Source organism: Meiothermus luteus (genome assembly GCF_003574085.1).
GTDB classification, from domain to species: Bacteria; Deinococcota; Deinococci; order Deinococcales; family Thermaceae; genus Meiothermus; species Meiothermus luteus.
Genome location: NZ_QWKZ01000003.1, coordinates 1 through 25,704, shown reverse-complemented (window position 1 = coordinate 25,704; position 25,704 = coordinate 1). Strand labels below are relative to the sequence as shown.

Genomic DNA, 25,704 nt, shown 5'->3' with positions numbered 1-25,704 from the left:
GGGGTAGTGCTAGACTCTACTGCGGTATGGAGCGTACCTTCATCATGGTCAAGCCCGACGGCGTGCGCCGGGGGCTTACCGGCGAGATTATCCAGCGCATTGAGCGCAAAGGCTTCCAGATCGTGGCCATGAAGAAGATGCGGATTTCCCGCGAGATGGCCGAAACCCACTACGCCGAACACCAGGGCAAGCCCTTCTACGAAGGGCTGGTCCGCTTCATCACCAGCGGGCCGGTGGTGGCTATGGTGGTGGAGGGCCCCGGAGCCATCGCCGAGATGCGCCGCCTGATGGGGGCCACCCGCCCCTGGGAGGCAGCCCCCGGCACCATCCGGGCCGACTTCGCCATCACCGTGGACGAGAACGTAATCCACGGCTCCGACGGGCCGGAGAGCGCGGCCCGCGAAATTGGCCTCTTCTTCAAACCCGAGGAAATCCTGAGCTAAGGGGCCTACCCGAAACCACCCCACCCAGCGGGTGGGGGCCCCTTTTTGCAAATCAGTTTACAATCTATGTAAACTTATCCCACATCATAAGAAGCCATGGAGGCGCTCAAGCAACCCTGGCCCTGGTACCTGGCCGGCCCGCTCATCGGGCTTTTCGTGCCGCTGCTCCTCGTCCTTGGCAACCGACGCTTCGGCATCTCCTCCTCGCTGCGCCACCTGTGCGCCGCCATGGGCAGCCGGCTGCCCTTCTTCCGCTACAACTGGCGGGCCGAGGCCTGGAACCTGGCCTTCGTGCTGGGCATCGCCGCCGGGGGGTTTGCCGCAGGGGTGCTGCTGCCCCACCCGGGCCCCCTCGAGCTCAGCCCCCAGACCGCTGCGGCCCTGCGGCAGATGGGCCTCTCACCCGAAGGTGGGCTGGTGCCTCAGGAGCTCTTCTCGTGGCAGGCGGTGCTGAGCTGGAAGGGTTTTGTGTTCCTTCTGCTGGGGGGTTTCCTGGTGGGGTTCGGGGCCCGCTGGGCAGGGGGTTGCACCTCTGGGCATGCCATCAGCGGCCTTTCAGCCTTCCAGCCCCCTTCCCTTCTGGCCACCCTGGGCTTCTTCCTAGGGGGGCTACTGGCGGCCCACCTGATTCTGCCCTGGGCCCTGCAGGCGTTGAGGTGAACCATGGCGCTTCCCATTCCGGATGAGTTTCCCCTTGAAGCCTCCCGGCCAACCCCTTCGGTACTGGGGCTGGTTCCTTACTTCGTGGCAGGAGGTTTCTTCGGCTTCCTGGCCATCCGCTCGGAGATAGCCTCCTGGTACCGCATCTACGAGATGTTCCGCTTTGAGTCGTTCCACATGTACGGCATCATCGGCAGCGCGGTGCTCACCGGGGCTCTTTGCCTGCGGCTGCTGCGCCGGTGGGGGTTGGAAATACGGCCCAGCGAGCCAGGGCGTTACCGCTACCTGCTTGGAGGGGTGGTCTTCGGCCTAGGCTGGGGGCTGGTGGGGGCCTGCCCGGGCCCTATCTACGCCTTGCTCGGAAGCGGGGTGGCCGGGGCCGGGGTGGTCTTCCTGGGGGCCCTGCTGGGCACCTACGCCTACGGCTGGCTGCAGCGGAGGCTGCCCCACTAACCCTATTCCCCTAGCAGAGCCAAGGCCTCCTCCACCCAGCGCAGCTCGAACCGCACCCACTCCACCGGCGGAAGGCTCCGCAGCCGCTTTCGCTGGGCCAGCAGCTCAGTCTTAAGCAGGGGATGCCCTTGACGAAGCAACCAAGGGCCAAAGCGAAGGGCCAGCTCGAGGGGAAGCCCAGCATAGGCGGTACAGACCCCCCGCTCAAAGGTCAAAACAGGGTAGCGCCAGAAGCCCTCCACCATCTGCTCGCGCACCAGCGCATACCCCGCCGAGAGGGCCCAGCGGCGCAGGGGCTCGGCCCCGTCGTTGGGCTGCAACACCAGCCGCTGGGGGAGCCGCTCGGGGTGACGGGAGAGGATGCCCACCATGCGCCTCGCCCCCATCCCACACAGGCTCGCCGAGCTGGCCTCGCCGGGCCGCAAGACCGAAAAGCCATCGCCAAAACGCACCTCTGCATTCAGGCCCAAAAGGGCCCGCCTGGCGTTCTCAAAAGGCCCCCGGCTCTTTTCCACCGCAATGGCCCGTTCCACCCGGCCAGTTTGCAGGAGGTAGCGGGGCAGCCGGGCATGGTCGGTTCCTATGTCGGCGCACACCGGCCCCACCACCTCCGCCGCCACCGCCAGCAGCCGAGCTTCCAAGACAATCGCCTTTTCAGCGGTATATCCAGACATAGGCCAGAAACAGGGTCAGAAGGGTTAAGGGCAGGCCAAAGCGAAGGTGCTCGAGGAAACCCAAGCGATACCCCTCGCGTCGTGCGGCCTCGGCCACAATCAGGTTGGCCACCGAACCCAAAAGGGTCAGGTTGCCGGCTAGGGTAGAGGCTGCGGCCAGCAGCAACCAGCCCTGGGTGTCCCCAGGGGCCACCAAGGGGTGCATCAGGAGCACCGCGGGAACGTTGGAGATCAGGTTGGAAAGCCCCACCGTTGCCAGCATCAGGCTAAGGGGTGTGGTCACCAGCGGGGCCACCCCCTCCAGCAACCCCAGCGCCTGCACCGCCGCAGTCACCATAAAAAGTCCAGCAAAAAGCACCAGAAGCTCCCAGTCCACCCGAGAGAAAAACCGCTCGGAGCGAAGTCGCCGGCTCCAAAGCAGAAGCCCAGCAGCCACCAAGGCCGCCTGGGCCAGCGGATAGCCCAGCAGGAAGGCCCCCAAAAGGCCCAGGGCCACCGCAGCCCCCTTGAGCAAAAGGGGGCGGCTGTAGCGGAAGCGGAAAGACGGCAGAGGGGGCAGAGGGGCCCTCGAGCGCACCGCCGGGTAAAGCGCATAGAGCAGAACCACCTGTACCAGCAAGCCTAAAAGGGCCACCGGGCCTAGGGCCAGGGCAAAGTCCAGGTAGCCTATCTTGGAGAGGCTTCCGACCACGATGTTCTGCGGGTTCCCGGTGAGGGTAGCCACGCTGCCCACATTGGTGGCCCCGGCTAGGGCCAGCAGATAGGGTACTGGGGGCAGCCCCAGGGCCCGGCTCAGGGAAAGGACCAAAGGGCTAAAGAGGATGGCAATGGTGTCGTTTAGGAACAGGGCGGAAAGAATCCCGGTTCCGAAGGTGAGCCAGACCAGCATCCCCAGCGGGCTGTGGGCCAGACGGACCAACCGGTAGAGGAATAGCTGAAAAAACCCCGCGTAGCCCAGATGGGCATTGAGCACCATTACCCCAAACAAAAAGCCCAGGGTGTGGGGCTCCAGCGCCCGCCAGGCCCCCTCAAAGTCAAGCACCCCCAGCACAATGAGCAAGGCCGCCCCCGTAAGGGCGATGGCAGCGCGGTTCATACGGTAGCCGGGCCAGTAGCCCAGGCCCAGGCCCAAGTAGGTCAGAACCAGCACCCCATAGGCCAGATACTCCACCCGTTCATCTTACCTAAGGCCAGCCCCCGGAATCAGAAACCTAAGGAGGAGCACCTTTCATTTCCAAATCAAAAGGCCATACTAAAGCTAGGACTGGAATTTTCCCAAGGGAGGAGGTGTTTTTGCTCAAAGCCGAACTGGTTCTCCTAATTGCCGGGACACTGCTCCTTCTGAGCGTGCTGGCCTCTAAGCTGGGCGGACGGCTTGGAATACCGGGCTTGTTGCTCTTTTTGGCCATCGGCATGCTAGCCGGCAGCGACGGACCGGGCGGCATCTGGTTTGACAACTATCCCCTGGCCCAGTTTGTGGGAACCGCAGCCCTGGTCTTTATCCTCTACTCGGGGGGGCTCTTTACCCGTTGGGCGGCGGTGCGGCCTATCCTCGGACCGGGGCTCTCCTTGGCCACCCTAGGGGTTCTGCTCACCACCCTGCTCACCGGGGCCTTTGCCCGCTATGCGCTGGAGCTTTCCTGGCTCGAGGCCCTGCTGCTGGGGGCCATCGTTTCCAGCACCGACGCCAGCGCAGTTTTTAGCGTTCTGCGGCAGCGGGCCATACGCTTAAAAAAGCACCTCAAACCCCTGCTGGAGTTTGAGTCCGGCAGCAACGACCCCATGGCCATTTTTCTGACCATAGGCCTGACCCTGCTTCTTACCCAGCCGCAGATGAGCGGCTGGCAGATTCTCCCCCTCTTCATCCAGCAGATGCTCCTAGGGCTGCTCTTGGGCTACGGGCTGGGCTGGGGCGTGGTGCTCCTGCTGCGGCGGTTGCGGCTGGGCTTTGATGGGCTGTATGCCGTGCTGTCCATTGCCCTGATGCTCTTGGTCTTCGCCATCCCCGCGATGCTCGGGGGCAGCGGCTTCCTGGCCGCCTATGTGGCCGGAATAGTGGTGGGCAACCAAGACTTCCCCCGGAAAACGGCCCTGCTTAGCTTTCACGAGGGCATGAGCTGGTTGATGGAGATTGGGCTCTTCCTCATCCTGGGGCTGCTGGTCTTTCCCTCCCAGCTCCCCGCGGTAGCAGCTCCAGCCCTGCTCCTCTCAGCCTTCCTGATGCTGGTAGCCCGCCCAATTGCAGTCTTTCTCAGCCTTCCCACGACCCGTTTTGGCTGGGGTGAGAAAGCCTTTATCGCCTGGGTGGGGCTGCGGGGGGCCATCCCCATCGTCCTGGCTACCTTCCCCCTGCTGGCCGGGGTAGGCGCCGCCCAGAAGATATTCAACGTGAGCTTTTTCGTGGTGCTGGTATCCCTGCTGGTGCAGGGCACCACCCTCTCCTGGGCTGCCCGGGTGTGCCGGGTGGAGGAGGGCCAGGCTCCTCAAGCAGCGGTCAGACTCGAGGCCTAACACCAGCTGGAGGCCGGCTTTTCTAGACTTCCTCCAGCGGCAGCGCATCCACGAAAAGCGTCCGAGCCTGGGTGTAAAGCACCTGCCCGGCCGCTGCCTTACGGGGCCGCCAGACGTACTTTTTGGCCGTGTAGTCCACCGGAACGTTCCTGTCCCCTCTGGCCCTGGAATGGTAAGCCGCCAGCCGGGCAGCAAAAAGCAGGTCGGGCAGGTCGGCCGGGCGGCCCTGGGTACGCAGAATTACATGCGAGCCAGGCAGGCCCTGGACATGGAACCATAGGTCCTCCGAGTGGGCCATGCGGGTAAGGAGGTCATTCTCTTTGCTGTTGCGGCCCACCCAGACCTCAAAACCCTCCGGGCTCCTCAGGCGCAGGCCCACCTGCGGCCCTTTCTCGCGAACCCTGCGGCTCTCCTTACGCAGCTCCTCCCGCGACAGGCTCTCCAGGCGTGCCAGCTCAGCCTCCAGCGCGGCTATCTGTGCCTCGGTCTGGGGAATCAGCTCCAAGGCCCTCTCTGCGCTGGCCTCCAGCCGCTTGGCCCGCTGGTAGAACCTGGCTGCGGTCTGAATCGGGGAAAGCCCCGGCTCCAGCGGTATCTCCACCTCCTTGCCGTCAAAGTCCTCCACCCGCGCCACAGGGCCCGGGGGAATCCGGGAAGCATAGGCCATCAAAAGGTCCCCCCATCCCCGCAACCGCTCCGCCTCCTCCAGCCGCTCCAGCGCCCGTCGGTAGTCCAAAAGACGGGCCTGCAAGGTCTTGCGCTGACGCTGCAAAGCCTCTCGGAGGGGCTTGCGCAAAGCCTCGGCCTCCTCCTCCCAGAGCTTCTGCAGCCCTTCAGAAGGCCGGGTCTGGCCGGCAGGCTGCGCCACCAGACGCTGGAGCGCCTCATGAACGAGCGGCAGGTGCTCGGCGGCCAGCGGGGTCTGGGAGGGTAGCTGGACCCGGCGCAGCAGCTCAGCGGTGAGCTCTTTACCCACGCCGTCTAGGTTCCTGATGAGCTGGAGCAGCGGCTGGCCCAAAAAAGGGGCCAGGTCTTCCACCTTCAGGGTGCGGGGGTCAAGCTTCTGGTAGGGGGGGGGTGGGACGTAGGGCAGGCCAGGCCGCAGCTCGCGGTAGCGGTTGACCTCGCGGGGCACAGGCCGATCCAAGCCCAAAATGCGCCCTTCTAGGTCGCAGAGGATTAGGTTGGCGTTCCGCCCAGTAAGCTCAAAGACGAGCCGGGTAGGGGCTATGTCCACAAAGCCCCGCTCTCCTTCAAAGTCAAAGAACACCACCCGGTCCAGTTTGAGCTGCTCCGCGGCTAAAAGCCGTCCTTTGCATCGGGCCTCCAACAGGCGCTGGAAGGGGGTTTTGGCCTCCCCCCACAGGCGGCCTAGTTCCACGCCGAGCAGCGGGCGGGGAGGGCGGTAGCGCAGCACCAGGTTGCCCACTCCCTCTAGGAGCAGCGCCGCGGTTCCCTCGTCGGGAAAGACCCAGCCCAAAGCGCGCGAGGGCAGCCGGCCCATCAGCCCCCGCAACACTGCGTGAATGAAAAGGCCCTCCATGCCATGGCCAAGTATATTGGGCCGTCCTTACCTCTCCCCCATCCGCAGGTAGCCAAAACCCAACGCCAACCCCACCGGCACCAAGGTCACAAGCACCAGCACCAAGAGCCAAAGGGGCCCTTCCGGGCTGGTTAGGTAGCTGCTCTGGCGCTCCACCAAGGCCAAATAGACCGGGCGGCTGGCCAGGAGGACCAGCATCCCCGCGTGCAGGAGGGTCAGGGCCATATACAAAAATCCACCGGTGCTCAGGGGGACCTCTGCGGGGTTGGCAGCATCAAACTTGGGGTAGGCCGCTCCCAGCCCCACCCCCAAGCCGGCTGTGGCCAAGGCCGAGGCCAGGGCCAGAAGCAAGGAGATTTGGGTAAGGTTGGCGTCCAGCCCCAGGACCTTAGGGGACAAGTAGCCCAAGGTCAGCCCCAGGGGCAGCAGGAAAAAAAGGGCCAAGGCAAAGCGGGTGAGGAGCAGGGTCTGCTTGGAAACAGGACCGGTCTGGAGCATCCAGTAGCTGGGCCCCTCGAGGCTCAAAAGGGGGTAGGCTAGCCGCACCCCGACCCCCCCAATCACGAACCCCTGGAAGGCCAGGTGCATGAAGCCTGCCACAAGCTGGAAGCGCACCTCCCCCAGCGGCAGGTACTGCAGGCTGGTGGTGTATAGGAGCACCAGAACCCCTACCAAAACGAGCTGGGCCGCCTGGTTGGCGTCGCGGAAGAAAAGGCGCAGGTCGCGAGCCCAAAGCGCGCCCACCACCCCCGACATGGTCCAGCGGTCAAGAAGCCCTGGCCCTTGCATGCCCCGCTCCCGCACCGACCCTTCCAGCGCCCGAACCCAGCCCTGTTGGTAGGCGTAGCCGGCCAGCAGGCCCACCAGCACCAAAAGCCCTCCCGCAAGCAAGAGCAGCAGCCAAAAAGCCTCCCCCACCTGCCCCTGGCCCAATCCCTTCAGGGCCTGCTGGGCCAACGAGGAGGGCAGAAGGGGGGCTGAGGGGTCGCGGAAGGCTTCCAAAAAGCGGTCCAGCTCTTCGGGATTGGAGAAATCGGTTTTGAACCATAGGGGTGTGGGGCGGCAGTCCCCGGCCAAAGCGCTCCACCTTGGCCGGGGAAGGATAGCCCCACCAGGGCAAAGCCCTGTATAATACTTTCGTGGGTCATCCCTGGAACGGGGATGCGCGTAAAGGGAGCCGCAAGCGAGTGCCCCACACACGTCAAAGCTTGTGAGGATGGTCGCGCGAAACTCCAACCAAACGCAGTTGGTTGCGAGTAGTTCATGAGCATCTCGGGCCTCAAGGCCCGCAGCAGGAAAATCAAGGCCCCGCCCAGCACCGCCCCTACCGCCGCCGCCCACTCCCGGGCCCGGCCGGCTGGGGCGTATCGCACTAGGGGCAGGGCCAGCCCCACCCCTAAAGCCACTGGAAAGGCGAAAAGGCAGAGTGCAACCGCCACCGCGCCCACAAAAAAGACCGGTGGAGCAGCGTAGTGCAGGCCATAGGCAAAAAGCACCGGCAGCAGGAGCAGGGTGGGCCAAAGTGCGGTGACCGCAAAAACCTCGCCCACCTTGAACAAAAAGACCCGGACCGCACTCTGCGGCAAGGCCAGGTGCAAGGGCAAATCCTCCGAGGCGTAGAGAACCGAAACCGCGTTGGGCAAGGCGGAGAGAACCACCGCACTGGAGAGTACCAGGAGCAAGCTTCCCAGAAGCCGGTCTACCAACACATCTCGGGTGAAAGCCGCCACTAGGCGATTCAAAAACGCACCGCTGCCAAAAATCTCGTTGCTAAGGAAGTTAAGAAACCAGCTCGTGCCCCAGCCCATTCCAAAAGCCAGCCCCGCCCCCAGGGAAAAGCCCAGGAGGGCCGCAGCAGGACTCTGGCGAAAGCCGTTCCACAAAAGGCGCAGGCGCAGGGCCAACATCGGTCTCAGTCTAAGCAGGCCCCGGCGGCTTTGCATATTGCGGCAGTGGTTTAGACTAAGGCAAATGCTGGTCAAGGACGTGATGAACAGCCCCGTTCTGACAGTAGAGGTGGGGACAAGCCTAGAAGAAGCCTACTGGCTCATGCTAAAGCACAACATCCGGCACATTCCGGTCACCGCCCAGGGCCGGCTGGTTGGAATGATAACCGACCGGGACATCCGGCTTGCCACCAGCCCCCTCTCGGCCAAAGGGGCCCGGCCCACCCACACCCCGGTGGGCGAGGCAATGAGCCAACCAGTGGTCACCGGCCATCCCCTAGACCCTGTGGAAGAGGCCGCGCGGGTTATGCGGGAGCGCAAGATTGGGGCCCTGCCAGTTCTGGAGGAAGAGCGCATCGTGGGCATCGTAACCGGGATCGACCTTCTGGATGCCCTCCTGCGCCTGACCGGGGTGGGCAAACCCAGCGGGCGGCTCGAGGTCACCCTGCCCGATAGGCCTGGGGAGCTGGCCCGGCTGTGTGCAGAGCTGGCCAGCCGGAACATCAACATCCACTCCCTGCTGAGCTACCCCCTGAACCCGACCCAGGTCAACAGCGTGGTGCGGGTGAGCACCCCGGAGGTGCGCAAGCTCGCCCAGGAGCTGCGCCAGCAGGGGTTCTCGGTTCAGTGGCCCCCCGAGCTGCCGAGCAAGGGCTTATGAGCGTGCCCGTGGTCTACAGCCCCCACTACCTGGACTACAACTTCGGGCCTCAGCACCCCTTCAGCCCGCTACGCTTGGTGATGCTGCTCGAGCTTCTAGAGCACCTGGGGCATCCCCCCAGGTTCACCGAGCCGGCCCCAGCCACCCGCGAGGAGGTGCGCACGGTGCACCTGGAGTCCTTCGTCCGGCGGGTAGAGGCGGCCAGCCGGGGGGAGGCCTCCCCTAGCTTTGAGCATTATGGCCTGGGTACCGCCGACACCCCCATCTTTCCCGGCATGGACGAGGCGGCCCGCTGGCTGGTGGGGGGCACCCTAAGCGCCGCCCGGATGGTCGCCCAGGGGCAGGCCAAGGAGGTCTTGCAGCTCGGGGGCGGGCTGCACCACGCGCAAAAAGACCTGGCAGCGGGCTTTTGCGTCTACAACGACCTCTCGGTGGCCATCCGGCACCTCACCGACCAAGGCCTGCGGGTGGCCTATGTGGACATTGACGTCCATCACGGCGATGGGGTGCAGTGGATTCACTACGACGAGGCCGCGGTGCTCACCCTCTCCATCCACGAGTCGGGGCGCTACCTCTACCCCGGCACCGGCCATATCCACGAGATAGGGAAGGCTCAGGGCACTGGGCGCAAGCTCAACCTTCCGCTGGAGCCCTTCACCGAGGACGGCTCCTATCTAGAGGTGCTGCAGATGAGCCTCGAGCCCGCCCTGCGCTGGTTCCGCCCCGATGTGATGGTGATTCAGTGCGGGGCCGACGCCCACTACCAAGACCCCCTGGCGGAAATCCTGCTCTCCACCCGGGCCTACGCCCAAATCTTCCTACTACTCCGCCAGTACGTGGCCGAGTTTGCTGGGGGCCGGGCCATCTATACCCTGGGCGGAGGATATAGCTTGGACGCCACCAGCCGGGTCTGGGCGCTTTTGTACCTGCTCCTGCAAGACCTGCCCTTGCCCGAGCAGCTGCCGGAGGCCTGGCTACACCGCTGGGGTTCCCAGCTTGGCCGGGGGCTCACCCCCACGCTTCACGACCCACCCAACCCCTACCCGGAAATCCCTCGCCGGACCGAGATTGAACGGCGGAACCGCCAGGTGGCCGAGCGGCTCTTGGAAGCGGTCCGCCCCTACTGGAAGTGAAGGGCACCTATGCAGTTACCCACGGGCCTATACCGGCACTACAAAGGAGGGCTTTACCGGGTCTTGGGCCTAGCCCGCCACAGCGAGACCGAGGAGTGGTATGTGGTCTACCAGACCTGCTATGGCCAAGGAGAGGAGAGCCTCTGGGTGCGCCCTTTAGCGATGTTCCTAGAAGAAGTGGAGGTCGGCGGGCAAAGGGTGCCGCGCTTCCGCTACCTGGGGCCCAAAGACCCCTAGGCCCTCCCCCACCGCCCTACCAAGTAGCGGGGCCTTCCGGCCAGGTCGCGTTCCACCCGCACCGCCCGCCAGCCCCGGGTCACCGCCTCGTCGGCCAGAACTCCCACGTTCTCAGGGGCCAGCTCCAGCAGGAGCCAACCTCCCTGCCGTAGGGCCACCTCCGCTTCCCCGAGCAAGGGCCGGGCCACCCCCAGCCCGTCTGGACCGGCGTAGAGGGCAGCTTCATCCTCGTAGGCCAGCTCGGCTGGGGCCTCGCTCCGATAGGCCTCCGGCAGGTAGGGAGGGTTGGAGACCAGCAGGTCCAAGCCGCTCAAGCCACCGGTAAAAGGGGCCTCTAAAAAGGCCACCTCGAGCCCAAGCCGCCGAGCGTTCCTGCGGGCCAGCGCCAGGGCCTTAGGGTCCACCTCGGTAGCCCACACCAAGGCCTCCGGTCGCCTGGCCTTAATGGCCAAGGCAATCGCCCCGCTTCCGGTCCCCACGTCCAACACCCGCAAGGCCGCCCCTTCCGGAAAGCGGGCCAGGACTAGCTCCACCAAGCCCTCGGTCTCCGGGCGGGGAATGAGCACCCCGGGGGCCACCTCGAGCCTAAGCCCAAAGAACTCCGTCTCCCCCAACAGAAGCTGCAAGGGGTACCCTCTTAAGCGCCGCTCCAGCATGGCCCAGACCACCTCGGCCACCCCGCTTGGCACCGGCTGCTGAAGATTCCTGAACAGCTCACCGGCCCCTAGTCCTGCGGCGCGTTCCAGCATCCAGCGGGCCTCTACAGAAGGCTTTCCGTGAGCCTCTAACCGCTCCCGAAGGGCCCTCAAAAGGGCCAGATAGCTCCCCATCAGGCCTTAGGGCTCCTCCGGTGAGCTTTCGGCCTCAGCCCGGGGCATCACCACCACGTGCCGGGCTTCCCCTTCCCCAACCGAGGTGGTGGTCACCTTGGGGTGCTGCTTCAGCAAGACGTGGATGATGCGCCGCTCGCTCGGGCGCATGGGGGGTAGCTCCACCGGCTGGCCGCTCATCTCCACCTGCAGCGCGGCGTCGGCAGCCAGCCGACGGATGCGCTCCTCGTTGCGCCTGCGGTAGCCTGCGGCATCCAGCACCACCCGGTAGGCCGGGCCAAAATGCTTGGCCATGACCACGTTGGTAAGGAACTCCAGGCTCTGCAGCGTCCTCCCCTCACGGCCAATCACCCGCCCTGAGTCCCCCCCCAAAACCTCCACTCGAAAGAGGTTCTCCTGCTGCTGCACATCCACCGAGTAGGCAGGGTCTAAACGCAGCAAAAGCCCCACCAAGAAGTTCTCCAGGACGCTCTTAGGGTCCTCCTGCGGAGGGGCTGGGGCCACAATGGGCCCCTCCTCCTCCCTCGGCACGACCTCGGGGGCGGCTTCGTTCTCCCCAATCCCCAGGTCGGACAACAGGTCGTCAAGTCCACGCTTCTTGTCATCCATACGTAATCGCTTTATAGCTTACCAAGGAAAAATAGACCCCCGGACCTCGAGCCGGGGGCATAGGGTTTGGCGGCCTACCCTTTGGCTGGGGCCAGGGGCAGACCCAGTTGCTTGTTGATGAGCCACTGCTGGCCCACCCCTATCAGCGTGGAGACCAGCCAGTATAGGGTAACCCCAGCCGGAAAGCTAAAGAGGATGAAGGCAAACACCAGGTTAATGAGAATACCCTGGCGCAAGGCGTCCTTGTTCCCGGCCGCCGAAAGCCAGGTCGAGGCCAGAAGCACCACAATGTACAAGAAAGGCAGGATGTAAAGGGGATCGGGCAGGGCCAGGTCCCGAATCCACAAGAAGCCCTGGCCAAACTCGTAGCCCACCATCACCTTGTACATGAGGAAAAGGATGGGCATCTGCAGGAGGATTGGAAAGCAGCCCCCCAGGGGATTAATCCTGTGTTCCTGGTAGAGCTTCATCATCTCTTCCTGCTGCTTCTCCTTGTTGTCCTTGTACTTCTCCTGGATTTTCTTTATGAGGGGCTGGATTTTCTGCATCTCGGCGATGCTCTTGAACTGCTGGTGCATCAGAGGCCACATCAAGAGCCGGATGCCCACGGTCACGATCAAAATGGCCAGAATCCAGCTTCCCCCGGCCAGCCGATGGGCCTGCTCCAGGGCCCAGATGAGCCCCAGCGAAACCTGCCCCCAGATGTTGGGCTGGAAAACCCCAGGAAGCTGGTAAAACCCCTCCACATGCAGCCGAACCAACTCGTTCAGGCCGCCGTACACCTTCAGGCTGGTCTTCCCCGCCGGAAGGCTTACCTCGGCAATGCCCGCTCCGTTGAGCTGGGTCATGCTGATAGGGGTGGGCTCTTGGGGTCTGAGAAACATGGCGAAACCGGAACCCTTCTGGGTCTGCCAGCCCACATAGACCGCAGGCCCCTGCCCAGCGTTGATGGGCTGGGCGTTGCCCAGGCCAAGCCACTTGGTAATGGGCGTATCGGTGCCCCCAATGCCGGTCCAGATGAGCTTGCGCGGGGTGGGGCTTTCCACCTCCACCTCCAAGGTTAGGAAGCGGGGGTGGATGGTGTAGGTGAGGCGGGTGGAGCCATCGCTGAAGGTGGCGATGAAGTCGGCATCGGGGTTGCCTGCCTCGCGCCGGGTAAACTCAAAGGTGGTGGGCACAAAACCCTCAAGGGTGCCCGGAGGGGTCTGCCCTGGGCGGACCAGGTTGTGGGCCCGCTCATAGTTGCCCTTGAAGTCGGTGGCGCGGGCGGTCTTGACATACCAGCCCACAATCTGGCCTTGCAGGTTGAAGGCCACATCGGCCAGGTTGGTTACCGCCACCCTCTCGGGCCGGCCGTCTTTGTTCACGTCCACCTCCCGCCACTCAGGGGTGAGGGCCAGGGCGGGGGCTAGGGCGAAAAAAGCCAGACTCGTCCAAAACCAACGTCTCATCCAGATGCTCCTTTTTTTCGCACCCCCAGGGGGCTCCAGCGAACCCTAGGGTGCTCCTCGGGTACCCGGTCTATCCCCCCTGGGTGCAGCGGATGGCATTTGAGGATGCGCCTCACGCTTAGATAGAGTCCCCAGAAGGGTCCGTGGCGCTCGAGGGCCTCCAAAGCGTAGTGGCTGCAGGTAGGGTAGAAACGGCAGGTAGGGGGCTTCAAGGGGGAAAGATAGCGCTGGTAAAAGCGCACACCCCCTACCAAGAACCGCTTCACGGCCGCTTCCACCCGGACTCCTGCTCCCATACCCGTGCTATTGTACCAGCCCGCTCTTCTTCAAAGCATGCCCTAGGTCGCGCAGCAGGTCCCAGTAGGAAGCCTCTACCGCTTCAGGCTGCACCCAGATGACCATCTCTGAGGGCGGAAGGTGCATCTTCCGAAGAATCTCCCGCAAGCGTCGGCGGATTCTGTTGCGCACGGTGGCCTTCTTGGAAACCTTGCTCGAGACCACAATGCCCACCCGCACCGGGTTGTAGGCGGTAGGCCGCAAGGGAAGCCAGCGGAGCACCAGGTACTTCCCGCGCCCCACCCGCCCCCCACGCAGGCGTTGGAAGGCTTTTTCCCCCTTTAGCGAAGAGAAGGGCATGGTAAAAAACTCCCCAAAACTGGGGAGCCCCGGCGTTGCCCCAGGCTTAGCGCCGAAGCTGGGGCTCGCTGCTCACGGTAAGCTTGTGGCGGCCTTTGGCGCGACGGCGCGCCAGCACCTTGCGGCCGCCGGCGGTCTTCATTCGGGCACGAAAACCATGGGTCTTGGCCCGCTTACGCTTGTTGGGCTGCCAAGTGCGCTTCATCGGGTTCCTCCAGGCGTGAAGTCCTGCCGGGCCGAGCCAGGCAACCCTTGCAGTCTAGCACAAACCCCCCAAGGCGAAAAGCCTTAGGCCAAAGCCGCCTCCGGGCTGCCGTAAACCGTCCACCAAGGCTTGGCTCCTTTGGCCAGCACAGCGTTGAGCATCTGGATGTTCTTCACCCCCTGGTCGGAGAGCCAATCCTCCAGGGCCGCCAGGCCCTTTTGGGCGTACACGGGGATGCCGTCCTGCCAGGTGGCCCGTCCACAGAGCACCCCGCTGTAGGGCACCCCGGCCTCCGCAGCCATCTCCAGCGACTCCCGGAAAACCGCGTCGCTCACCCCGGCCGAAAGGTAGATGAAGGGCTTGCCCGCAGCGCTGGCGGTGTCCTTCAGGAACTGCAGGGCCTGGGCGCGGGTGTAGGCAGCCTCGCCCTTGAAGCCCAAGGTGCCGCTGGTATAAGCGATGTTGAAGGGGAACTCCACCTTGAGCACATCCACCCCATAGCGGTCCTTAGAGAACTCCTCCATGTACTTGGCCACGTAGCGCGGCTTGGCCTTGGCCATCTCCAGCCCCTCTCCCAACCGGTCGTCGTAGGCGATGGGCTCGAGGAAAAAGGGCATCTCCAGCGCAGCGCACTCCGCCCCCACGCGCTCCACAAAGGCGTGCTTGATGGCGTTGATTTTGGCATCGTCCTCGGGGTTGTAGTACAGAAGGATCTTAACCGCATCCCCACCAAGCTCCTGGATGCGCCGCACGCTCAGCTCAGGAAGAAGGTCGGGAAGCCTCCCGGGTACGCTGGTATCGTACCCCGACTTCTCATAAGCCAACAGAACCCCGGTACGGGGAGCCTTGTGCTGGAGAGCTGGCAAGCCATACTCGGTGTCCATCAGAATCGCCGAGGCGTAGGGGGTTAGGATTTTGACCACCGCGGTCTTGAATTCGGTCAATTCAGCATCGCTAACCTCGGCCCCTTTGGCCTTGGCGATGGCCTTGCGGAGCGAACCCCGCTGGTCCATGGCGGCAGCAGCAATGACCCCTCTTTCGTCCGCACAGGCCTGTATCCGCTGGTACTTCCCTCGGCTCAGCTTCATAACGCTCCTCCACCCCCAAGTCTACAACCAGGCCCAGCAAAGTGCTTGTGCAAGAACTGGCCCTACCCTTTAGAGTTAATGCGACATGCAGAACCTCGAGTTTCCCCCCTACATCCGAAACGAACGGGTCAAGCGGTGGATTGCCGAAGCGGTGGCCCTGTGCAAGCCGGACGCGGTTCACTTCTGCGATGGCTCAGAGGAGGAGTACCGGGCCCTGTGCGACCAACTCGTGGCCAGCGGGACCTTCATCCGCCTGAACCCAAAGCTGCGTCCGGGCAGCTTCTTAGCCCGCACCGATCCCAGCGACGTGGCCCGGGTGGAAGACCGCACCTTCATCTGCTCCCTTAACAAGGAGGACGCCGGTCCTACCAACAACTGGGTCAACCCCAAGGAGATGAAGGCCACCCTCCTGGAGCTCTTCGACGGCTGCATGCGGGGCCGCACCATGTACGTGGTGCCCTTCAGCATGGGGCCGCTGGGCTCGCCCATCAGCTACATCGGCATAGAAATCACCGACTCGGCCTATGTGGTGGTCAACATGAGAATCATGACCCGGATGGGCAAGGCGGTCTACGATGTGCTGGGCGAGGACGGCGACTTCGTGCCCTGTATGCACAGCGTGGGCATGCCTCTAGCACCCGGTCAGAAAGACGTTCCTTGGCCTTGCAACCCCACCAAGTACATCGTGCACTTTCCCGAGGAGCGCAGCATTTGGAGCTACGGCTCCGGGTACGGGGGCAACGCCTTGCTGGGCAAAAAGGCTTTGGCCTTGCGCATTGCCAGCGTTATCGGGCGCGACGAGGGCTGGCTTGCCGAGCACATGCTCATCCTGGGGGTACAAGACCCTAAGGGCCAGAAGACCTACGTGGCGGCGGCTTTCCCCTCGGCCTGCGGCAAGACCAACTTCGCCATGCTGGTCCCCCCCAAGCCCTTCCAGGAAGAGGGCTGGAAGGTTACCACGGTGGGCGACGACATCGCCTGGATTAAGCCCGGCCCCGACGGCCGCCTGTATGCCATTAACCCCGAGGCGGGCTACTTCGGGGTGGCCCCCGGTACCTCCTACGCCACCAACCCCAATGCCATGGAGACCATCCGGGCCAACACCATCTTCACCAACGTGGCCCTCACGCCGGAGGGGGACGTGTGGTGGGAGGGCATGGACGGCCCGCCCCCGGCCAGGGCCATTGACTGGCAGGGCAACGAGTGGACGCCCGACTGCGGCCGAAAAGCAGCCCACCCCAACGGGCGTTTCACCGCTCCAGCCCATCAAAACCCGGCCATTGACCCCGAGTGGGACAATCCCAAGGGGGTGCCCATCAAGGCCTTCATCTTCGGCGGTCGGCGGGCCACGGTGGTCCCGCTCGTCTACCAAAGCTTCAACTGGAGCTTCGGGGTGTACCTAGGGGCCACCATGGGCTCGGAGATGACCGCAGCGGCCTTCGGACAAATTGGCGAGGTGCGGCGCGATCCCTTCGCCATGCTGCCCTTTATCGGCTACCACATGGCCAGCTACTTCAACCACTGGCTGGATATAGGCCGCCGCGTGGTGGACCCTCCGCGCATCTTCAGCGTGAACTGGTTCCGCAAGGACAAGGACGGAAACTACCTGTGGCCCGGCTACGGTGAGAACATGCGGGTGCTGAAGTGGATTGTGGAGCGGGCCAACGGGCGGGGCTACGCCACCGAAAGCCCCCTGGGCTACGTGCCCCGCTACGAAGACCTGGACTGGCGGGGGCTCAACTTCAGCAAGGAGCAGTTTCAGGAGCTGATGGCCATAGACCGCGACCTATGGCTCAAGGAAATCCTCTCCCACGAGGAGCTCTTTATCAAGCTCTACACCCGGATGCCCAAGGAGTTCCTGGCCATGCGGGAGATTCTTATCTCCAATCTCTGGCGCTCTCCCCAGCACTGGGACGTGGGGGGTGAGGGGTACAGCACCTAGCGCACCAGGCTGGAAAAATCGGTGAAGTCGGGCCGAAAACCTCCTGGCACCCCCTTGGCTATCACCGCAACCGCATCGTGGGCGTGCAGGCTCTCCAGGTGGGCGCAGGCTACCTGGAAGTCGTGGATGCGGGGGTCGGCCACCAACCTGGCGTAAAGCAGGCGCACCGCGTCTTCCACGAACTTCACGTAGACCCCGTTCAGCTCGGCAAAGGCCTGCTCATCCTCTCGCTTGACCATCACCTGAACCTCGGTCTTGAGAGCCTCCCGGGCGTGATGAACCAGGTCTTCCAGGTGCAGCCGGGCCCCTTCCGCCACCTCCACCCTGAGGTGGGCCACCGAACGCTGGCTATGGGGTATGGCGTAGGCCCCCCGCACGTCGCGGGCGTGCTCGGCCAGCTCCGCCGAGCAAGGGCAGGCCGAGGAGTAAACAAAGTCCAGCTCGACATAGCGGCGCACCGGCCCGCTCCCCTCTACCGCCGCTTCATAGCGGCCATCGTAGTACTGGTAGCCCTCCAGACCCGAGCGGAGCGAGGGCACCAGCATAGGGTAGCTAAAGGCCACCCTGACCCGGGCGCTGAGGCTGCCCAGCTCCCGCTGGTAGTCGCGCACCACCTGGGCCAGCGTATCCAGGTCAAAGATCGCCTCCTTTCGGGCGTAGAAGGTGCGGATAATCCGGCTCATGTTGATGCCTTTGAGGTCGGCCTCGAGGGAGACCGTTCCCGTCACCCGGGCCTCCAGGAGCAAAGGCTCCCCTGAGGGGACGGCGAAGCGAAGGGGCAGCCGGAAACCCGCAATGCCCACCTGCGGGATGGGCACATTGGCCCCCTCCACCGCATCCACCGTCTCGGTCATGTCGGGCAGGCTGGCCCGGTAGGCCTCATCGGGGCGGAAATGGGCGTCGTAGACCCGTGGAATCACCGGCTCGGCGCCATCGGTATTGCGAAACAGGTAGGCCTTTCTGCCACCGTTTTGCCCACTAGGAGGGAGGGGCTCGAGGGTTTGCTTATCGTCGTAGCGAAGCAAGGGCGTCTCCTTATTCCCACCAGCAACCTCGAGAGTCTGGTGGCCAGGTGAAGGGAGCCCAGCCGGGGCCCCTGGGCCGTCTCCCTTCCGCCCAGCCCGAGGGCCCGTGTGGACGCTTCAGACCACACCCGCCCAATATGCCACCTTATACGAAGGCTAAACGTAACCTGAACGATGGTCTAAGCGCCCCAGCGCGGTCAGAGGTTCCAACCCCCGGCCACCTCGAGCACCTGCCCGGTCAGGTAGCCGCTGCCCTCCTCCACGAAAAAGAGCACCGCCCGGGCCACCTCCGACAGGGCCGCCAAGCGACCCATGGGAATCTCGCTCACCGGCTTAGAAACGGAGTTCTCGGCCACCCCGGGGGCCACCACGTTCACCGTGACCCCCCGAGGCGCCAGGCGCTGGGCCAGGGCCTTGGTGTAGAGGATGAGGCCGGTCTTGGCCACCGCGTAAGGGGTGATCTGCGGCCAGGCCCGAAGCTGTTGGGCCCCAGCGAAGCCCAGGTTCACCACCCGGCCGTAGCCGCTCGCGCACAGGTAAGGGAGGGCGGCCTGGGTCAGGTAGAAAGGGGCATTGAGGTTAGAGTCCAGTATCCTACACCACTCCTCGGGGCTCAGGGCCTCCACCGGCTTTTTGAGGTAGTCCCCCACGTTGTTGACCAGAACATGAAGCCCCCCCAGGCCCTCCACCACAGCGCGGATCAGCCCTTGGGCCTCCTCGAGCCGGGTCACATCGGCCCTAAGCTTAATGGCCCGCACCCCCAGCCCCTCGGCCTGCCTGCGGGTCTCCTCGGCCTCCTCCTCGCTCGTGCGGTAGTGGACCGCCACGTCAAAACCGGCCCCGGCCAAGGCCAGCAGGATGGCCCGCCCGATACCCCTGGCGGAGCCGGTCACCAGGGCTACCCGCCTCATCCCTCCTCCCGCAGGTAGACCTCGAGGAGGCCACGGGTAATCCGGTTCAAGGGGTAGCCCAAAGCCACCTCTGGCTCCAGCCAGGCCCATTCCAAAATTTCCTGGCCCGGCCGCACCCGCTCGCTCGCCACCTCGGCAAAGTAGTTCACGAACAGAAAGTGCACCGGCCTGTAAAATTCCGGGTCAAAAACCCCCTCCTGCAGAAGGGCGAAGCGAAGCCGGGAGGGCTCGAGCCCCACCTCCTCCAAAAACTCGCGCCTCAAGGCCGCCTCCAGCGGCTCCCCCCAGTTCACCTTACCCCCCGGCACCCCCCAAAGCCCGTTCCACTTGGCCGTCCTCACGATCAACACGCGGCCCTGGGGCCCTCGAGCCAACGCGCCCACGGTGGGAATAGGGTACTCCATAAACCGCCTCAGTCTAGCCGGGCCTTGTAAACCGCGTAAACCCGTCCCCCTTTGGGGTAGGCCTCGAGGTGGTAGGTCTGGGCATGGTTGGGCAGGCGGGCCTCGGCCCGCTGGGGCAGACCGGTTTCCAAGGCCACCGCCAAGGGGTCCTCGCGGCGAAAACCCAGCCCCCGGGAGAGCCGGTCGGGAATGCTGGGGTGCCGGGCGCTGAAGTAGACCCGCAGGGGCTGTCCTCCCGCCATCAGCACCAAGGAGGGGACCGGGCCTCGCTCAGCCAGGGCGATGATGGCCACCTCCTCCGAAACCTGGTGCTGCTCGGCCAGCTCCAAAACCAGCCTTGGGGTCTGCCCCTTCCGGGCGATGGCCGCCTCCACCGCCTCACTCGGCAGGAGCATCTCCGCCGCCCCCAGGTTGCACAGGGCCTCCAGCTCCCGCTCCAGCGCCTTCCCCGCGTAGGCCTCGTGCAGCTCGGAGAGGAGGTCGGGGTCCTGCTGGATGAGGAGGTGCATGACCTCGTGGGCCAGGGTGAAGCGCTGCCGCCGCAGCGGGGCCTGAGGGTCCAGCAGGATGAGGTTCTGCTCAGGCATCCAGGCGCCAAAACGCCCCTCTGGCATCCGGCCGTAGGCCAGGTGGACCCCTACCCCCCCTGCCAGCCGCGCCGGGGTGAGAGGGGCCTGGGCCCGGCGGTAAGCCCGGGCCAGATCCAAAACCCGTTGACGCAGGTCCACCAGTGTTCCCTCAGCGAACCGCCACAAATATTGAGGCCCGCAGATGGTTTTCGTAGACCTCAAAATCAAAGCTGTAGGCCCGCCGCGGCGCGTGGGGCTGGCGGAAGTAGGCCTCTACCTCCACCCAGGCCCGGCGGGCCGTCTGGGGCTGGGGCCCTTGGGCGGTGAACATCAGATAGCGCCCCGAAGGAACGTTGAGCGCAGCAAGCCCATCGGGCACATCCTCCAGCCCGCGCACCTGATAGCCCACCAGCATTGTGCAGCGGTCCTGGTCCGCATCGTAGTCGTGGTAGACCACAAAGGGCTTGCCCTTGGCCAGCCGGCGGGGCAGGGCCAGCTCGAGGGCCCCCCCCTCTAGCTGGGCCCAGAGCCCAGGGAGCCGGGCCCTGCTGGGGTCGGCCTCGGCGCTGTGGGCGGTGCGCACCGCGTAGCCCGCCACCAGAAAACCCCACTCTCGGGTCAGGATCGGACGCTCCATACGGCCGGGCGGAGGCCCTCAGCCCTCCAAGACCCGCTTGAGGTGCAGGTATATCTCGTACCAGTCGCGCTTAGACTCCGGCCGCTTGCCCCGCAGTTCGATCCGAGAGAGGGTCTGCTGCCACTCCGGGGTTATCTCCGCCCCAAGCTGGGGGTCGGCAATCAGCTCCGCCAGTCCCTTGGGCAGCGAGGCAGGGGTACGCTCGCCGTAGAAGTCCACCGGGGCCAAAAGGTCGTTGACGCTGAGCCCGTAGGAGGCGGCCAGGGTCTGTAGGGTTTCCAAAGAGGGGTTGGTGCGGCCCCGCTCGAGGTCGGAGAGGTAAGGCACGGAAAGCCCGCTTTTCTCGGATAGGTCCTTCAGGCGCCAGCCCCTTTGGGTGCGCAGCTCACGCAGGCGTTCGGCTAGGGTCATGATTCTGACGCTAGCATAAAAGCTTTCTATGGTCAAGGCGTAATCTCTCCCCCTAGACATCGTGTTATGCAGACTTTTTTATGCTATAATCATAAAAAAGAGGTAGCTTATGAGCTGTGAAGAAAGAATCTGGCAGAGCATCGGGCGGGGCAAGGCCCACCCCAGCGAGGTCCTGAACGTCCTGACCGAGCTGGACAACCGCAAGGGCCCGGTGGGGCTTTACGCCCTAGAGCAAGAACTCCGGAAAAAAATTCCCCGCTTGCGGCCTACCGCCCGGCCCCTGGCCCAGGCTTGGCTGGAGGCCACCGTCCTGTACCGCGAGACCTACTACCCTGAAAGCCGCCTCTCCCGACTCTTCCAGCTCCTCAGTCCTCACGTCCGTGAGCCGCCGAGCCCTCTAACCTTCCTGTTCCAAGGCTTCCAACAGGGCCTGGCCCAGGGCCTCTCCCGGAGCCCCCTGGCCCCGGTAGGCGGCGGGTTCTTTCTCTATCCAAACGTGGCCCTGGCTGTGAAACTGAAGGCTGCGAAACCCCCGGGCGTGGGCCTGGGCAATCAGCTCCCCCAGGCTGCCTGCCTCCAACCCCCTCTCCTGGAGGCGCTCCAGCAGCTCTGCCGGCAGGTCGGGTTCAAAGCCCTGCTGGGCGGTAAAGACCCGGTAGGCCGGTTCACGGGCCTCCATGGTGCCCCCCTGGGCAAAGTAGCGCTTGAGCAGCTCGTGCCAGTCCCCCCCGCGGGCGATGGGGGCCATCTGGGCGTAGGCCTGCTCGAGCTCCTCAGGCTCGTAGGCCCGGTACCGGTTCTCGTGCAGCACCATGCTCCGCGGCAGGCGCGGCCGGGGCGGAGGTGCTTCGTCGGGCACCCCTACGCAAAGCCCTGCCACCGGGACCACGCCTCGAGGCAGCCCACACAACCGGGAAATCTCCCGAATTCCGTTCAAAACTCCCCCAATCCAGACGATGCCGTAACCCAGGCTCTCGGCCATGGTGGCCAAGGCGCTCCCGGCCAGCACCGCGTCCACAATGGCAAAGTGCAGGGCGGTTCGGGGCCAGCGCCCAAGCGCCTCCCCTCGGTGCTCGAGCAGCCTCTGCAGCCGGTGGACATCGGCTAGAATCAGGAAAAACTCCGCGCAGGTCTCTATGTGGGGGTTCCGCCCGGAATGGCTGGATATCTGGCGCCGAAGCAGGGGATCGCTGACCCGCAACAGGCTGTACATCTGCGCAGTGGCGTCGGTGGGAGCGCGCTGGGCGGCGAAGAGTATCTTCTCCAGATCCCCTTCCCGCAAGGGTTCGGGCTTAAACTTCCGCACGCTGGCGCGGCGCTGGTACAGGGCATACAGCTCGCTCATGGCGGCCAGCCTAATAGAGAGGGGCCAGCTGAATGTGAGTCTTTAGACACCCTGTCCATTGCACCGGCCGGGCCCTGCGCCTACCATGAATCTGTCTGGGCGCCAAAGTCTACTCTCACACGAAGCCCAAAGGAGGCAGGTATGGTCAAGGAACCCCAAGTAACCCTAAAGCGCGTCTCTCACTGGATTGGCGGCCGGGTAGTGGAGGGCCGGTCGGGGCGCAGCGGGCCGGTTTGGAACCCAGCCACCGGCGAGCAGCAGGCGGTGGTGGACTTCGCCTCGGTGGAAGAGGTGGACCAGGCTGTGGCGGTGGCCAAAGAGGCCTTCAAAAGCTGGCGGCAGACCCCGCTTTCGCGGCGGGCCGAGATCATGTTCAAGTTCCGGGAGCTCTTGGACCAAAACCGCCGCCGGCTGGCCGAGCTGATCGTGCTCGAGCACGGCAAGACCCTGGCCGATGCCCTGGGTGAGGTGGCCCGGGGCCTAGAGAACGTGGAGTTCGCCACCGGAATCCCCCACCTTCTCAAAGGCGGCTACTCCGAGCAGGTAAGCCGGGGGGTAGACGTTTACCAAATTCGCCAGCCCCTGGGCGTGGTGGCCGGGATCACCCCTTTCAACTTCCCGGCCATGGTGCCGATGTGGATGTTCGCCAACGCCATCGCCTGCGGCAACACCTTCGTCCTCAAACCCTCGGAAAAAGACCCCTCCCCCAGCCTCTTCCTGGCCGAGCTGCTGAAGGAAGCGGGGCTTCCCGATGGGGTCTTCAACGTGGTGCAGGGCGACAAGGTAGCGGTGGATCGGCTGCTGGAGCACCCCGAGATCAAGGCCGTGAGCTTCGTAGGCTCTACCCCCATCGCCAAGTACATCTACGAGACCGGCACCAAAAACGGAAAGCGGGTACAGGCCCTGGGCGGGGCCAAGAACCACATGGTGGTGCTGCCCGACGCCGACATCGGAATGGCCGCCGACGCCGCGGTAAGCGCCGCCTATGGCTCCGCCGGGGAGCGCTGCATGGCCATCTCGGTGGTGGTGGCGGTGGGCGATAGCACCGCCGAAGCCCTGATCGCCGCCATCAAGGAGCGCTTGCCCAAAATCAAGGTGGGGCCGGGGCTGGAAGAAGGGGTGGAGATGGGCCCCTTGGTCACCCGCGAGCACCGCGACAAGGTGGCCTCCTATATTGAAAACGCGCCCAAAGAAGGGGCCACAGTGGTGGTGGACGGCCGTCAAGACCCTATCGCCAAACGGGAGGGCTTCTTCCTGGGGGTAAGCCTGCTGGACCACGTAAAACCCGGCATGAAGTGCTACGACGAGGAAATCTTTGGTCCGGTGCTCAGCGTGGTACGGGTCAAAACCTACGAGGAAGCGGTCCGGCTCATCAACGAGCACCCCTACGGCAATGGGACCGCCATCTTCACCCGCGACGGCGGGGCAGCCCGGCAGTTCCAGTTTGACGTGGAGGCGGGAATGGTGGGGATTAACGTGCCCATCCCGGTGCCGGTGGCCTACTACAGCTTCGGCGGTTGGAAGGCCAGCCTGTTCGGCGACCTGCACATGTACGGCCCGGAGGGAGTTCAGTTCTACACCCGAGCCAAGGTGGTCACCAGCCGCTGGCCCGATCCCAGCACCTCCAAGGTAGACCTGGGCTTCCCCCAGGTGCGCTGAGCTACCCTGCCACCGTCTCCAGGGCCAGTTCAACCATCTGGTTGAAGGTTTCCTGCCGCTCCTCGGGGGTTGAGCGCTCCCCGGTTATCAGGTGGTCGCTCACGGTCAGGATGCAAAGGGCCTCCACGCCAAAGCGGGCCGCCAGGGTATAAAGCCCGGCGGCCTCCATCTCCACCGCCAGCACCCCGTACTGGGCCCAAAGCCGGTAGGCCTCGGGGTCTTCGGGGTAGAAGGTGTCGGTGGAGAGAACGTTGCCCACATAGACCGGCATCCCCCGGGCCTGGGCCCGCTCAAAAGCCCGGTACAAGAGGGAAAAGCTGGCGATAGGGGCGTAGTTTTGCCCACCAAAGCGCAGGTTGTTGAGGGAGGAGTCGGTGCAGGCGGCCTGGGCGATGACCAAATCCCGCAGGCGCAGGTGGGGTTGGATGGCCCCCGCGGTCCCCACCCGGACCAAGGTCTTACAGCCGTAAAACTGGATAAGTTCGTGAATGTATATGTTGGCCGAGGGAATACCCATGCCGGTTCCCTGCACGCTCACCCGGCGGCCCCGGTAGGTGCCGGTGTAGCCGAGCATGCCCCGCACCTGGTTGTAGAGCACGGGGTCTTCTAGGAAGCTCTCGGCGATGTGCCTGGCCCGCAGGGGGTCTCCCGGGAGCAGCACGATTTCAGCAATGGCCTCTTTGGGGGCAGAAATGTGCGGCGTCATGGTGCTTATAGTACCCCACGGGCAACCCCACCCTTTGGGGCCTGCTCGAGCCAGCCCTTTGGCGTTAGGATGGGCCTGTGAGACCCCTGGACTACCTGCAAAGCCGGCTTTCGGCGATTCTATCCGACCTGGAAGCGCTCGTCATCCGCGAATCCCCTTCCCATCACCAGGCGGGCTTGGAGGAGGCCGCTGGCTGGATTGAGGAGCACTTCCGCCCCTTCGGCCCCGTAACCCAGACCCAGACCCCCAACGGCCCCCTGCTGCGGGTAGAGGTGGCTGGCGAGGGAAAGCCGGTGCTGATACTCTGCCACTACGACACGGTACACCCCATCGGCAGCTTCCAACCCCTCTGGAGGGTGGAGGGGGAGCGGGCCTACGGGCCAGGCGTCTACGACATGAAGGGGGGCATCGTGCAGCTCCTTTGGGCCCTGCGGGCCAACCGGGAGCTCGGGTTGGGCTGGCCCCGGCTCGAGCTCCTCTTCACCCCGGACGAGGAAGTGGGCTCCCATGCCTCAAGGGCGGCCATAGAGGAGGCCGCCCTGCGGAGCCAGGCGGTGCTGGTGCTGGAGCCCCCCATGGGCAACGGCGACCTGAAGGTGGCCCGCAAGGGGGTGGGGCAGTACCGGCTCACCGCCCAGGGCAAGGCCGCCCACCAGGGGGTGGAACCGGAAAAGGGCGTCAACGCCATTTTGGAGCTGGCCCACCAAATTCCCCGCATCGTGGCCCTACAGGACTGGGAGAAGGGCACCATCCTGGGGCCCAACGTGGTCCGGGGCGGCACCACCTCCAACGTGGTGGCCGCGGAAGCCTGGGTGGAGATAGACCTTAGGGTCTGGACCCAGGCCGAGGCCGAGCGAATAGAAACGGCGCTCAGGGCGCTGAGGCCGGAACTCCCCGGTGCTCTTTTACGCCTAGAAGGCGGCCTCAACCGCCCGCCCATGGAGCCCACCCAGGCCTCCATGGCCCTTTTCGAGACAGCCCGCCGCATCGGGGAGGGGCTGGGGCTCCACCTGGG

At 64.6% G+C, this 25,704-nt stretch carries 29 protein-coding genes and 1 pseudogene; 10 read left to right on the top strand and 20 right to left on the bottom strand.

Features of this window, described 5'->3' with window-relative positions:
• The first annotated feature begins 26 nt into the window (after nt 1-26).
• From ndk to Mlute_RS00980, 3 genes are all read left to right on the top strand, one after another.
• Nucleotides 27-443: a nucleoside-diphosphate kinase gene (ndk, locus tag Mlute_RS00990; RefSeq protein WP_119358911.1), complete on the top strand. Its 417-nt coding sequence runs from the start codon at nt 27-29 to the stop codon at nt 441-443.
• A gap of 96 nt (nt 444-539) precedes the next feature.
• Complete coding sequence (locus Mlute_RS00985) at nt 540-1,103, top strand: YeeE/YedE family protein (protein ID WP_119358910.1); 564 nt, start codon at nt 540-542, stop codon at nt 1,101-1,103.
• Nucleotides 1,104-1,106: 3 nt separating this feature from the next.
• Nucleotides 1,107-1,556 carry a DUF6691 family protein gene (locus tag Mlute_RS00980; RefSeq protein WP_119358909.1) on the top strand — a complete coding sequence of 150 codons (450 nt, stop codon included), beginning with the start codon at nt 1,107-1,109 and terminating at the stop codon, nt 1,554-1,556.
• 2 nt (nt 1,557-1,558) lie between these two features.
• Here the strand turns inward: Mlute_RS00980 and Mlute_RS00975 are convergent, their stop codons facing one another.
• Nucleotides 1,559-2,197 carry a tRNA (adenine(22)-N(1))-methyltransferase gene (locus tag Mlute_RS00975; RefSeq protein ID WP_245958795.1) on the bottom strand — a complete coding sequence of 213 codons (639 nt, stop codon included), beginning with the start codon at nt 2,195-2,197 and terminating at the stop codon, nt 1,559-1,561.
• A gap of 13 nt (nt 2,198-2,210) precedes the next feature.
• Nucleotides 2,211-3,401, bottom strand: coding sequence for an anion transporter (locus tag Mlute_RS00970; RefSeq protein WP_119358907.1), 1,191 nt, complete (start codon nt 3,399-3,401; stop codon nt 2,211-2,213).
• A 116-nt stretch (nt 3,402-3,517) separates the two neighbouring features.
• Between Mlute_RS00970 and Mlute_RS00965 the strand changes: the two genes are divergently transcribed.
• Entirely contained in the window at nt 3,518-4,741 is a 1,224-nt protein-coding gene (locus Mlute_RS00965; protein WP_119358906.1) for a potassium/proton antiporter, read from the top strand.
• A 22-nt stretch (nt 4,742-4,763) separates the two neighbouring features.
• Here Mlute_RS00965 and Mlute_RS00960 read toward each other — a convergent pair whose 3' ends face one another.
• The 3 genes and pseudogenes from Mlute_RS00960 to Mlute_RS00950 all read right to left on the bottom strand — a co-directional run.
• On the bottom strand, nt 4,764-6,284 hold the full coding sequence (locus Mlute_RS00960; RefSeq protein ID WP_119358905.1) for an Rqc2 family fibronectin-binding protein: 1,521 nt from the start codon (nt 6,282-6,284) through the stop codon (nt 4,764-4,766).
• 27 nt (nt 6,285-6,311) lie between these two features.
• Nucleotides 6,312-7,286: a putative ABC transporter permease subunit gene (locus tag Mlute_RS00955; protein WP_245958794.1), complete on the bottom strand. Its 975-nt coding sequence runs from the start codon at nt 7,284-7,286 to the stop codon at nt 6,312-6,314.
• A gap of 260 nt (nt 7,287-7,546) precedes the next feature.
• Nucleotides 7,547-8,191 (bottom strand): annotated as a pseudogene (locus Mlute_RS00950) (putative ABC transporter permease subunit); the annotation flags it as partial.
• A gap of 64 nt (nt 8,192-8,255) precedes the next feature.
• On the opposite strand from Mlute_RS00950, the gene Mlute_RS00945 reads away from it, so the two are divergent.
• From Mlute_RS00945 to Mlute_RS00935, 3 genes are read left to right on the top strand one after another with little or no spacing between them, the layout of a single operon-like run.
• Nucleotides 8,256-8,891, top strand: coding sequence for a CBS and ACT domain-containing protein (locus Mlute_RS00945; protein WP_119358904.1), 636 nt, complete (start codon nt 8,256-8,258; stop codon nt 8,889-8,891).
• Nucleotides 8,888-10,024, top strand: coding sequence for an acetoin utilization protein AcuC (locus Mlute_RS00940; protein ID WP_119358903.1), 1,137 nt, complete (start codon nt 8,888-8,890; stop codon nt 10,022-10,024). Before Mlute_RS00945 ends, Mlute_RS00940 begins: the two co-directional genes overlap by 4 nt.
• Before the next feature lie 9 nt (nt 10,025-10,033).
• On the top strand, nt 10,034-10,261 hold the full coding sequence (locus tag Mlute_RS00935) for a DUF1653 domain-containing protein (protein ID WP_119358902.1): 228 nt from the start codon (nt 10,034-10,036) through the stop codon (nt 10,259-10,261).
• On the opposite strand, the gene prmC is transcribed toward Mlute_RS00935, so the two are convergent.
• The 7 genes from prmC to Mlute_RS00900 all read right to left on the bottom strand — a co-directional run bounded on the left by prmC (nt 10,258) and on the right by Mlute_RS00900 (nt 15,080).
• A complete protein-coding gene (prmC, locus tag Mlute_RS00930; RefSeq protein ID WP_119358901.1) occupies nt 10,258-11,091 on the bottom strand; it encodes a peptide chain release factor N(5)-glutamine methyltransferase in 834 nt (277 codons plus the stop codon). The genes Mlute_RS00935 and prmC overlap by 4 nt on opposite strands.
• Nucleotides 11,092-11,097: 6 nt before the next feature.
• Nucleotides 11,098-11,700, bottom strand: coding sequence for a Jag family protein (locus tag Mlute_RS00925; protein WP_119358900.1), 603 nt, complete (start codon nt 11,698-11,700; stop codon nt 11,098-11,100).
• A gap of 74 nt (nt 11,701-11,774) precedes the next feature.
• Entirely contained in the window at nt 11,775-13,151 is a 1,377-nt protein-coding gene (locus Mlute_RS00920) for a YidC/Oxa1 family membrane protein insertase (protein WP_119358899.1), read from the bottom strand.
• On the bottom strand, nt 13,148-13,447 hold the full coding sequence (yidD, locus tag Mlute_RS00915) for a membrane protein insertion efficiency factor YidD (RefSeq protein ID WP_182482438.1): 300 nt from the start codon (nt 13,445-13,447) through the stop codon (nt 13,148-13,150). The genes Mlute_RS00920 and yidD overlap by 4 nt, the downstream gene beginning before the upstream one ends.
• 7 nt (nt 13,448-13,454) lie before the next feature.
• The gene (gene rnpA / locus Mlute_RS00910) at nt 13,455-13,787 is read right to left on the bottom strand and encodes a ribonuclease P protein component (RefSeq protein ID WP_119358898.1); all 333 of its coding nucleotides are present in this window, start codon (nt 13,785-13,787) and stop codon (nt 13,455-13,457) included.
• A gap of 46 nt (nt 13,788-13,833) precedes the next feature.
• Nucleotides 13,834-13,992, bottom strand: a complete 159-nt coding sequence (gene rpmH, locus Mlute_RS00905) for a 50S ribosomal protein L34 (protein ID WP_119358897.1) — start codon at nt 13,990-13,992, stop codon at nt 13,834-13,836.
• Nucleotides 13,993-14,075: 83 nt separating this feature from the next.
• Nucleotides 14,076-15,080 carry a tagatose 1,6-diphosphate aldolase gene (locus Mlute_RS00900; protein ID WP_119358896.1) on the bottom strand — a complete coding sequence of 335 codons (1,005 nt, stop codon included), beginning with the start codon at nt 15,078-15,080 and terminating at the stop codon, nt 14,076-14,078.
• Between the two features lie 85 nt (nt 15,081-15,165).
• On the opposite strand from Mlute_RS00900, the gene Mlute_RS00895 reads away from it, so the two are divergent.
• Entirely contained in the window at nt 15,166-17,022 is a 1,857-nt protein-coding gene (locus Mlute_RS00895; RefSeq protein ID WP_119358895.1) for a phosphoenolpyruvate carboxykinase (GTP), read from the top strand.
• Here the strand turns inward: Mlute_RS00895 and folE2 are convergent.
• The 7 genes from folE2 to Mlute_RS00855 all read right to left on the bottom strand — a co-directional run bounded on the left by folE2 (nt 17,019) and on the right by Mlute_RS00855 (nt 22,324).
• Nucleotides 17,019-18,047 (bottom strand): GTP cyclohydrolase FolE2, encoded by a 1,029-nt coding sequence (gene folE2, locus Mlute_RS00890; RefSeq protein ID WP_119358894.1) that lies wholly within the window; start codon nt 18,045-18,047, stop codon nt 17,019-17,021. The two genes, Mlute_RS00895 and folE2, sit on opposite strands and share 4 nt — an antisense overlap.
• 197 nt (nt 18,048-18,244) lie before the next feature.
• The gene (gene tmpR / locus Mlute_RS00885) at nt 18,245-18,958 is read right to left on the bottom strand and encodes a bifunctional dihydropteridine reductase/dihydrofolate reductase TmpR (protein WP_119358893.1); all 714 of its coding nucleotides are present in this window, start codon (nt 18,956-18,958) and stop codon (nt 18,245-18,247) included.
• Nucleotides 18,955-19,362 (bottom strand): NUDIX domain-containing protein, encoded by a 408-nt coding sequence (locus Mlute_RS00880; protein ID WP_119358892.1) that lies wholly within the window; start codon nt 19,360-19,362, stop codon nt 18,955-18,957. The genes tmpR and Mlute_RS00880 overlap by 4 nt, the downstream gene beginning before the upstream one ends.
• Before the next feature lie 8 nt (nt 19,363-19,370).
• The gene (locus Mlute_RS00875) at nt 19,371-20,090 is read right to left on the bottom strand and encodes an ImmA/IrrE family metallo-endopeptidase (RefSeq protein WP_119358891.1); all 720 of its coding nucleotides are present in this window, start codon (nt 20,088-20,090) and stop codon (nt 19,371-19,373) included.
• Between the two features lie 10 nt (nt 20,091-20,100).
• A complete protein-coding gene (locus Mlute_RS00870; protein ID WP_119358890.1) occupies nt 20,101-20,568 on the bottom strand; it encodes a GyrI-like domain-containing protein in 468 nt (155 codons plus the stop codon).
• 18 nt (nt 20,569-20,586) lie between these two features.
• Nucleotides 20,587-20,979 (bottom strand): helix-turn-helix domain-containing protein, encoded by a 393-nt coding sequence (locus Mlute_RS00865; protein WP_119358889.1) that lies wholly within the window; start codon nt 20,977-20,979, stop codon nt 20,587-20,589.
• A 397-nt stretch (nt 20,980-21,376) separates the two neighbouring features.
• Nucleotides 21,377-22,324, bottom strand: coding sequence for a nitroreductase family protein (locus tag Mlute_RS00855; RefSeq protein ID WP_119358888.1), 948 nt, complete (start codon nt 22,322-22,324; stop codon nt 21,377-21,379).
• A gap of 141 nt (nt 22,325-22,465) precedes the next feature.
• Here Mlute_RS00855 and Mlute_RS00850 point away from each other — a divergent pair, with 141 nt between their 5' ends.
• The gene (locus Mlute_RS00850) at nt 22,466-23,983 is read left to right on the top strand and encodes a CoA-acylating methylmalonate-semialdehyde dehydrogenase (RefSeq protein ID WP_119358887.1); all 1,518 of its coding nucleotides are present in this window, start codon (nt 22,466-22,468) and stop codon (nt 23,981-23,983) included.
• A gap of 1 nt (nt 23,984) precedes the next feature.
• Here the strand turns inward: Mlute_RS00850 and deoD are convergent, their stop codons facing one another.
• The gene (gene deoD, locus Mlute_RS00845; protein WP_119358886.1) at nt 23,985-24,689 is read right to left on the bottom strand and encodes a purine-nucleoside phosphorylase; all 705 of its coding nucleotides are present in this window, start codon (nt 24,687-24,689) and stop codon (nt 23,985-23,987) included.
• 77 nt (nt 24,690-24,766) lie between these two features.
• Between deoD and Mlute_RS00840 the strand changes: the two genes are divergently transcribed.
• The coding region (locus tag Mlute_RS00840; RefSeq protein ID WP_147371016.1) for a M20/M25/M40 family metallo-hydrolase at nt 24,767-25,704 on the top strand (938 nt) is incomplete at its 3' end.

Coding starts and splice junctions, on each gene's coding strand:
- Mlute_RS00935 (WP_119358902.1), top strand. CDS start 10,034: ATGCAGTTACCCACGGGCCTATACCGGCACTACAAAGGAGGGCTTTAC.
- Mlute_RS00880 (WP_119358892.1), bottom strand. CDS start 19,362: ATGGAGTACCCTATTCCCACCGTGGGCGCGTTGGCTCGAGGGCCCCAG.
- rnpA (WP_119358898.1), bottom strand. CDS start 13,787: ATGCCCTTCTCTTCGCTAAAGGGGGAAAAAGCCTTCCAACGCCTGCGT.
- Mlute_RS00895 (WP_119358895.1), top strand. CDS start 15,166: ATGCAGAACCTCGAGTTTCCCCCCTACATCCGAAACGAACGGGTCAAG.
- Mlute_RS00855 (WP_119358888.1), bottom strand. CDS start 22,324: ATGAGCGAGCTGTATGCCCTGTACCAGCGCCGCGCCAGCGTGCGGAAG.
- Mlute_RS00900 (WP_119358896.1), bottom strand. CDS start 15,080: ATGAAGCTGAGCCGAGGGAAGTACCAGCGGATACAGGCCTGTGCGGAC.
- Mlute_RS00870 (WP_119358890.1), bottom strand. CDS start 20,568: ATGGAGCGTCCGATCCTGACCCGAGAGTGGGGTTTTCTGGTGGCGGGC.
- Mlute_RS00985 (WP_119358910.1), top strand. CDS start 540: ATGGAGGCGCTCAAGCAACCCTGGCCCTGGTACCTGGCCGGCCCGCTC.
- Mlute_RS00850 (WP_119358887.1), top strand. CDS start 22,466: ATGGTCAAGGAACCCCAAGTAACCCTAAAGCGCGTCTCTCACTGGATT.
- Mlute_RS00945 (WP_119358904.1), top strand. CDS start 8,256: ATGCTGGTCAAGGACGTGATGAACAGCCCCGTTCTGACAGTAGAGGTG.
- tmpR (WP_119358893.1), bottom strand. CDS start 18,958: ATGAGGCGGGTAGCCCTGGTGACCGGCTCCGCCAGGGGTATCGGGCGG.
- prmC (WP_119358901.1), bottom strand. CDS start 11,091: ATGGGGAGCTATCTGGCCCTTTTGAGGGCCCTTCGGGAGCGGTTAGAG.
- deoD (WP_119358886.1), bottom strand. CDS start 24,689: ATGACGCCGCACATTTCTGCCCCCAAAGAGGCCATTGCTGAAATCGTG.
- Mlute_RS00865 (WP_119358889.1), bottom strand. CDS start 20,979: ATGACCCTAGCCGAACGCCTGCGTGAGCTGCGCACCCAAAGGGGCTGG.
- Mlute_RS00940 (WP_119358903.1), top strand. CDS start 8,888: ATGAGCGTGCCCGTGGTCTACAGCCCCCACTACCTGGACTACAACTTC.
- Mlute_RS00920 (WP_119358899.1), bottom strand. CDS start 13,151: ATGAGACGTTGGTTTTGGACGAGTCTGGCTTTTTTCGCCCTAGCCCCC.
- Mlute_RS00925 (WP_119358900.1), bottom strand. CDS start 11,700: ATGGATGACAAGAAGCGTGGACTTGACGACCTGTTGTCCGACCTGGGG.
- yidD (WP_182482438.1), bottom strand. CDS start 13,447: ATGGGAGCAGGAGTCCGGGTGGAAGCGGCCGTGAAGCGGTTCTTGGTA.
- ndk (WP_119358911.1), top strand. CDS start 27: ATGGAGCGTACCTTCATCATGGTCAAGCCCGACGGCGTGCGCCGGGGG.
- rpmH (WP_119358897.1), bottom strand. CDS start 13,992: ATGAAGCGCACTTGGCAGCCCAACAAGCGTAAGCGGGCCAAGACCCAT.
- Mlute_RS00960 (WP_119358905.1), bottom strand. CDS start 6,284: ATGGAGGGCCTTTTCATTCACGCAGTGTTGCGGGGGCTGATGGGCCGG.
- Mlute_RS00980 (WP_119358909.1), top strand. CDS start 1,107: ATGGCGCTTCCCATTCCGGATGAGTTTCCCCTTGAAGCCTCCCGGCCA.